This window comes from Natrinema soli, assembly GCF_028618695.1.
In genome coordinates this window covers 1-7,350 of sequence record NZ_JAQIVI010000286.1, presented here as the reverse complement: position 1 = coordinate 7,350, position 7,350 = coordinate 1, and the positions used below count along the sequence as shown (strand labels likewise).

General features: G+C 67.1%; 7 protein-coding genes. 6 read left to right on the top strand and 1 reads right to left on the bottom strand.

The genetic code is table 11. The features are described 5' to 3' along the window. Nucleotides 1–90: 90 nt before the first annotated feature. Entirely contained in the window at nt 91–270 is a 180-nt protein-coding gene (locus PGX04_RS17300) for a hypothetical protein (RefSeq protein WP_273739656.1), read from the bottom strand. A 167-nt stretch (nt 271–437) separates the two neighbouring features. Between PGX04_RS17300 and PGX04_RS17295 the strand changes: the two genes are divergently transcribed. From PGX04_RS17295 to PGX04_RS17270, 6 genes are all read left to right on the top strand, one after another. Beyond that, entirely contained in the window at nt 438–1,601 is a 1,164-nt protein-coding gene (locus PGX04_RS17295; protein WP_273739655.1) for a glycosyltransferase, read from the top strand. After that, the gene (locus PGX04_RS17290) at nt 1,598–2,854 is read left to right on the top strand and encodes a glycosyltransferase (RefSeq protein ID WP_273739654.1); all 1,257 of its coding nucleotides are present in this window, start codon (nt 1,598–1,600) and stop codon (nt 2,852–2,854) included. The genes PGX04_RS17295 and PGX04_RS17290 overlap by 4 nt, the downstream gene beginning before the upstream one ends. Beyond that, entirely contained in the window at nt 2,851–3,972 is a 1,122-nt protein-coding gene (locus tag PGX04_RS17285) for a glycosyltransferase family 4 protein (RefSeq protein ID WP_273739653.1), read from the top strand. The genes PGX04_RS17290 and PGX04_RS17285 overlap by 4 nt, the downstream gene beginning before the upstream one ends. After that, on the top strand, nt 3,969–5,480 hold the full coding sequence (locus PGX04_RS17280; protein WP_273739652.1) for a sulfatase-like hydrolase/transferase: 1,512 nt from the start codon (nt 3,969–3,971) through the stop codon (nt 5,478–5,480). Before PGX04_RS17285 ends, PGX04_RS17280 begins: the two co-directional genes overlap by 4 nt. Next, the gene (locus PGX04_RS17275) at nt 5,477–6,598 is read left to right on the top strand and encodes a sulfatase-like hydrolase/transferase (RefSeq protein ID WP_273739651.1); all 1,122 of its coding nucleotides are present in this window, start codon (nt 5,477–5,479) and stop codon (nt 6,596–6,598) included. The genes PGX04_RS17280 and PGX04_RS17275 overlap by 4 nt, the downstream gene beginning before the upstream one ends. Beyond that, nucleotides 6,595–7,350, top strand: a 756-nt coding sequence (locus PGX04_RS17270) for an alkaline phosphatase family protein (protein ID WP_273739650.1), incomplete at its 3' end; no start/stop codon positions are given. The genes PGX04_RS17275 and PGX04_RS17270, both read left to right, overlap by 4 nt.

Here is a 7,350-nt window from a genome sequence, read left to right as displayed (position 1 = left end):
AGTCCTGGATCGACCAGTTCCTCAGTCCATATTTGCAAAAGTTATCTTGATCATTACGGTTCCGCGCTAACGCTCGTTTACTTCGTTCACTCACTCGTCCCTCGCGTGTATTCGAGCGGCGACTCGCCAGCGGCTCACGGGACGCTGCTCACGGCTCACGTCGTTCGCCGTTCGCTTCTCGAGGTCCTCGCTGTGCTCGGACCTCGCATTCGCTCCCCGTTCGCTCTTCGAGGCCTCACTCCGTTCGGCCTCGCACCGGCTCGTCGCCACACCGTACGCGCCACCGCACTTTTCGGACGACCGGTACGAGTAGTGGCCGATCAGCACGCCGTTGCGTTGTGGGTTCGGACGGTCTCTGCGGGGTGATGACGACCGGCACTTGCACAATGCAAGCCGGCCGGTTTAGTCACGGTCCGTTGAGCGTTGAGGCGTACTCTATGAAGCGCCTCTTCGAGGCCCTGTTCGGACTGGTCGCACTGACGGGCCTTCCGTATCTGATCTACCTCGGCGTGTACTACCTCCGACGGCCGACGGGGACGCCCGCCAATACGTGGCCCCGAGAGCCGTCGGTGAGCATCGTCCTCCCGACGTACAACGAGGCCGCCATCGTCGAGTCGAAACTCGAGGAACTGGTCGCACTCGACTACCCGATGGAGAACGTCGAACTCGTGGTCGTCGACTCGAGCGACGACGGAACGGCCGAGCTGGTGGAGACGTTCTTCGCCGGCCGTCAGGAGCCGAAGCTGACGCTCATCCGGGAGGACGAGCGGCGGGGACTGGCGACCGCCCTGAATCAGGCCTACGCCGCCGCGGCGAACGAGGTCGTCGTCAAGACCGACTGTGACTCGCGGCTCGCACCCGACGCGGTTCGAACGGCGGTCGCAAACCTCGCCGATCCCGACGTGGGAGCGGTAACCGGCCGCAACGCCGAGGTCATCGGAGACAGCGGGGTCGAACGCGGGTATCGCGACATTCAGACGATGATTCAGGTCCTCGAGTCCCACATCGACTCGACGCTGATCTTCCACGGGCCGTTCTCGGCGTTCGAGCGCGACGCGATCGTCCCGATCGACGACGACTCGATCGCCGACGACACCGAACTCGCGCTCAAGATCCGGCGCAACGGGGACCGGGTCGTCTTCGATCCCGCCATCCACTACAAGGAGGCCGCTCACTCCGAGTTCGGCAAGCGACGGGAGCAAAAGGACCGGCGCGCGATGGGCCTGCTCCGATTGCTGTGGCGACAGCGCGACGCGCTCGGTCGCCACGGTGCCTACGGCTGCATCGTCCTTCCCTTTAACTGGTGGTTCATGATCGTCTCGCCGTGGCTCGTCGCGACGGGGATCGCGGTCGCCACGATCGGCTCGCTGGCGGTCGCCGGACCGTTCGGGCTGGCGACCCCGGCCGGCGTTCTCGCCTTTACGGCACTTGGCTCGCGCGATGCACTCGGCCCGCTCCAGCCGTTGTACTCCCTGTTCGACACCCAGATATCGCTGTTTCGCGCGAGCGTCTCGCTCATCCGTGCTCGAGTCGACGGAGACGAAGCAAGCCACGACGGCACCTGGTCGCCCGACGAGGAACTCCGGGAGGTGTTGCAGTGACGGACGTCGCGATCCTCCACGACCGCTTCCCCGGCATCGGCGGCGGCGAGGAGTTCGCCCTCGAGGCCGCCCGGGTGCTCGACGCGCCGATCTACACCACCTACGTCGCCGAGGGGACGGAGCTCCCCGCCGACGTCGACGTGATCCCGTTCCAGCAGGCCAAATACACCTCGCTGCCGTGGCGGCCCTTCCTCGAGTGGAAGAACGAGGGGATGAACCCGCTCGAGACGCTCAACGTGGCGCTCGATATGACCGACGCCCATCCGGATCTCGCGGCGTACGACGTGATCCTCGAGAGCGCGCCGCTGTCGAAGTACTACGTCCCCGACGTCGGTCAGCGGATCGTCCACTATCCCCACAGTCCGCCGCGGTGGCTGTACGACCTCTATCGCGATCGGCTCTCGTCGTTCGAGTTCCCGTTCGTCGAGACTGGGCTCAAGGCCTACGCGAAGGGGTGGCGGGCGCTGGACAAGGAGGCGAACGACTACGTCGACCGCTTCGTCGCGAACAGCGAACTCGTCCGCGCTCGGATTCGTCGGTTCTACGACCGCGACGCCACGGTCGTCTATCCGCCGGTGACCGGCGACTGGCGAAACGACGGCGACGAGGGCTACTTCGTCACCTGGTCTCGACTCGCCCCCGAGAAGCGGATCGACGTGATCGCGAAAGCCTTCGCCGGACTCGACGAGCGTCTCGTGATCGCCGGCGACGGGAAACAGCGCGAGCGACTCGAGGAGTTCGCGTCGAACTACGACAACATCGAGGTGCGAGGCTACGTCGAGGACATCGAGTCGCTCGTCGCGCGGGCGACCGCGGTCGTCTACGCGCCTAAACAGGAGGACTTCGGCCTCGTCGGAGCCGAGGCCATGATGGCCGGAAAACCCCTGCTCGGCGTGAACGAGGGGTTCACGCGGTATCAGGTACAGGGCGGCCGGACGGGGCTGCTCTTCGAGCCGACCGTCGCGTCCATTCGGGAGACGGTCCGGCGGTTCGATCCCGACGACTTCGATTCAACGGAGATCCAGGCGGAGGCGAGGCGGTACGAGTACGATCAGTTCGCCGAGGGGCTTCGCGACGTCGTCGAGCAAGCGGCTGCCGCCGACATCGAAACACCGGAACGCAAAGCGGAACGGCAGCCGGAGCGTCCGACCGAAGCGAGACGAACCGCAGGCCAGCAGCGCGCCGAGGAGGCGTCACAGCCGGCCGACGACGCCGACGAACCCCGCGATTTCGAGGAGGCGACGGATCGATGACGGCGAGCGCGACGACCCGTAGCGGCGACGGCGACACGCGCAGCGATAGTCGGAGCGGCGATTCGATGGGACAGACGGGGACCGAGATGTCGCGTGCGCAACGCTCGACGACGAGCGACCGGTGTCTGCTCTATCAGAACAGCGACGCTCACCCCGCACACCGGGTATTCGCCGATGCCGTGCGCGCCGAGCGTCGCCACTTCGAGACCGGCGCTCGAGCGCCGGAACCAGACGGCAACACCGATCGGACCGTCGATCGGATTCGGACCGCCGGGACGCTGCCGGCGTACGATACCGTCATCGCGGAGGGGAGTGCCCCGCTCCAGACCGGCCTCGCGTACAAACTGCGCCATCCGGGGACGACCCTCGTCTATCTCGCCGCCGACGAGACGTTTTACACCCTCTCCGAGCGGCCGACGCGATTCCTCTGGCGCGCGCTCGAACCGCTCTCGAGCCGGCTCCTGGACGGTGTGATCGCGGTCGGTCGCGACGTCTACCGCTGGGCGCGACCGTACATCGGCGACGTCCCGGTCGCGTACGTCCGGCCGCCGATCGCCGACGAGAAGTACGAGCGACTCGCGTCGCTCTCCCCGCGCTCGCCCGCGGATCCGTTTACGATCCTCTCGGCGGGCGAGGCCAAACCCGCGAACGGCTACGATCGATTGACTCGAGCGGTCAGACGATTCGCCGGGACCGTCGACGCCGACGTTCGGCTGGTGATACTCGGCGAGGGCCACGAGGCGGAAGCGTACGCGGACAGATCACACGTGATCACGCCCGGGTTCGTCGATCTGGATACCTTCGCCGACTGGTTCGACCGCGCGAGCGTCTACGTCCAGTCGTCGCGGGGCGACGCGTTTCCCGTCGCGGCGCTCGAGGGGATCCTCTCGGGGACGCCGACGGTGGTCACCGACGCGACCGGCGTTCGGGAGCTACTGCCGTCTCGACAGGTCGTTCCGCCGACCGAGGCGGGCCTGCTCGAGGGTCTGTTGGACGTCTTCGAGCGGGCTCCGGCGGAGCGTCGATCCATCGGTAGCGAGCAGCGAAGCCTCGTGACTGACCTGACCGAATCGAATCAGGGCGAACGCTTCAGCGCCGCACTCGCGCGAGTCACATGACCGGGGCCGACCGACCGGACCGACCGAACATCGTCGTTGTCTGTCTCGACACCGTCAGAAAGGACGTCTACGACCGATACGCGACCCGACTACGGGAACTGGCGTCCATCCGATTCGAGGGGATGCGGACGCTCGCGGGCTGGAGCGTCCCGAGCCACGCCGGGCTGCTGACCGGCTCGATTCCCTCTGAGACGGGCGTTCACGCCCACCAGCGGCGGTTCGACCCGATCGACGTCGAGGACACGTGGATCGCGCCCCTCGAGCGAATGGGGTACGAATCGGTCTGCGTCACGTCGAATATCTACGCCAGCCCCGTCTTCGGGTTCGACCGGTTCTTCGACCGGACGGTCCCCGTCTCGCCGAGTCGCAGGCTGCCCGCGGGGATGGACGTTCAGCGACACATCTCCGATCGATCGACCGAGGGCATGGAGGCCTACGCCGATTTCGTCCGCCAGGCCCTCGAACACGACCATCCGCTGCGATCGCTGGCCAACGGCGTCCTCCTCAAACTGGACGACGTGAGTCGGAAGCTGCCGATCGAGAAGCCGACCGACTTCGGCGGTCGCTCGATCGTTCGAGCCCTCGAGCGCGAGGTCACCGAACCCGACGGGCCGGTGCTCGCCTTCGCCAACCTCATGGACGCCCACGGCCCCCACACCCCGTTTCGCGGGTTGGACGACTCGATTCACGGCGTTTCGGCCGACTTCCACTCGAGTTCGTTCCGGGATTCGGACGTGAACGTCGCGGACGGCCTCGGCGACTACGCCGCGTCCGTCCAGCGCGTCCGTCGACTCTACGCCGCGACCGTCGACTACCTCGACCGGCTCGTCGCCGACCTCGTCACCGCACTGGAGACCGGTGACGACCGCGAGTCGATCCTGATCGTGACGGCCGACCACGGCGAGAACCTCGGCTACGAATCCGACGGCTTCCTCATGAATCACATGAGCAGCCTCTCGGAGGGGCTGTTGCACGTTCCGTTCGATGTCGTCACCACCGGCGACGGTACCCTCGATCTCGCGGTCGATGGCACCGGTACCCATATCGGACCCGACGGGCAAAGCACAGCCGACGACGGCGCTGACCGTCCCGTCGACGTGAACGGGCTCAGTTCCCACGCCGATCTCGGGGGCGTGATTCAGTCGCTCGCGGACGAGAAGCCGTTCGATCCGTTCGCCTTCGAGCGCGAGCGCGCTCGAGCCGAGATCGTCGGTTCGGGCTCCGGCATCCCGGAGGGCGGGGACGAAGCGTACTGGGACCGAGGACAGCGGGTGATCTATCGCGGCGATCGGAAGTACTACCGCGACCAGCTCGGCACCGAGGCGGTGTACGACGTCTCCGGGCCGCCGTCGAAGCAGGTCGAACGCCCCGACGAGACGGTTCCGGACGGTCTCTTCGAGTCCGCCTTCGGCGACTGGGTGACTGACGACGAGCACGATGAGGGGGCGTTCGCCGAGGAGGTCGACGCGGCGAGCCGCGCGCGACTCGAGGATCTGGGATATCTATGACCGACAACACGACGGATACGACCCTGCTAGTCACGGTTGACTCGCTCAGAACCGATCACGTGCAGTGCATGCCCCGGACGCAGGAGTTTCTGGACGATACTCACGACGCGGCGTTCGCCACGAGCACCGCGACTCCCGGCAGCTTTCCGGCGATTATCGGCGGGAAGTATCCGGCCGGACGCGGCCTCGAGCCGAGCGCGAGCGTCGCCCACGAGTTCGATGCTCACCGCGTCGGGATCACGACGAATCACCTGCTATCCGCGGAGTACGACTACGCGACCGGATTCGACTCGTTCACGTCGCCGAAGGGCGGCGGCGAGTCGCTGAAGGACAAGGGGGCAATCGTGCTCGAGCGGGGCTCGCTCCCCTACAAGATCGCGAGCTGGGGCTACAACCGGTACCAACAGCTCCGGAGTTACGTCGACGAGACCGAGAAGTCGTTCCGGCCCGCGGACGACGTCGTCGACCAGTTTCTCTCCGAAATCGACGGCCGCGAGGAGTGGTTCGGCTGGCTGCACTTCATGGAACCCCATCATCCCTACGATCCCGACGGTGCGGATATCGACCGAGCGGCGGCACAGCGGATCACTCGCCGCGTGCTTTCCGGTCGCGGCTCCGACGAGGACGAGGCCCTCGTTCGGGAGCTCTACCGACAGGAGGTCGCCGAACTCGACGCGGCCCTCGAGCCCCTCTGGAACGCGATCCCCGATGACGCTCGCGTCGTCTTCTGCGGCGATCACGGCGAACTGCTCGGCGAGGGCGGGCTGTGGGGCCACCCCGGCGAGATGCGGCCCGAGCTCCTGAACGTCCCCTTTGGCACGCGGAACGCGCCCGACCTCGGCGCGGTCGTCTCGCTGGTCGACGTCCCGACGATCCTCCGGGGAACCGAACACGGCGTCGGCACGCTCGAGCGCGAAATCGCCTTCGCCGCCTACGGGGATCGAAAGGCCGCGATGACCGCCGACCGCATCGCGACGGAGGAGGGAACGTATCGACTCGCGGACGGCGAACCGGTGGAGGATCCCGCGCTCGAGGGGGAACTCGAGCGGTTCGATCCCGCCTACGTCGTCAAGGAAGACGCGCTGCAGGAAGATCTGGAGGATCTGGGATACGCATGACCGTCGTCGTCCTGGCGCTCGACGCGCTCGACGCCGGACTGGTCGACCACTTCGACCTCGACGCCGTCCGCCTCGAGTCCGGCGGCGAGATCGAGACGTTCGCGAACACGCAGTCGGTTCCGTACACGCCGGAGGTCTGGGCGACCGTCGCGACCGGGCTCGAGCCGGCCGAACACGGGATTACCGGCGGCGGCACGAGCGAGTGGGAAAACCCCGCGCTCGACCTCGCGTCGTCGTTCACCGGTCGCCTCGACGAGTCCACCAGGGGAACGCTCGGCAAACTCGTTCGGTCGCGGACCGGCAACCGCGAGCGCATCGGCGAGACGGATCGCGAGTCGATGTTCGACGCCGAGGACGCGGTCGTCCACAACTGGCCGGGCGTCCACGACGGGAAACCGCTCCAGCGGGCCTGGGACCTGATGAACGCCGTCGCCGAGGGGATGCCCCGCAGCGAGTTCGAGCGCGAACTGTTCGGCCTCTGCGCCCAGCAGTTCGGCTGGGCCCGCGAGATGCTCGAGCACCCGGTCTCGATCGCCGGGGTCCACGTCCACACGCTGGACGCGGCGGGCCACGCCTACGCCGACGACGAGACCGCGCTGGGTCGCGCCTACGACCGCGTCGGCGAGATCGTCGACGAAATCGTCGCCGCCCTCGGCGAGGCCGACGACCTCCTCGTCGTCAGCGATCACGGAATGCGCGCCGCGTTCTATCCGCCCGACGCGGGCGAGAAGCCGGCGAGTCACTCCTGGCGT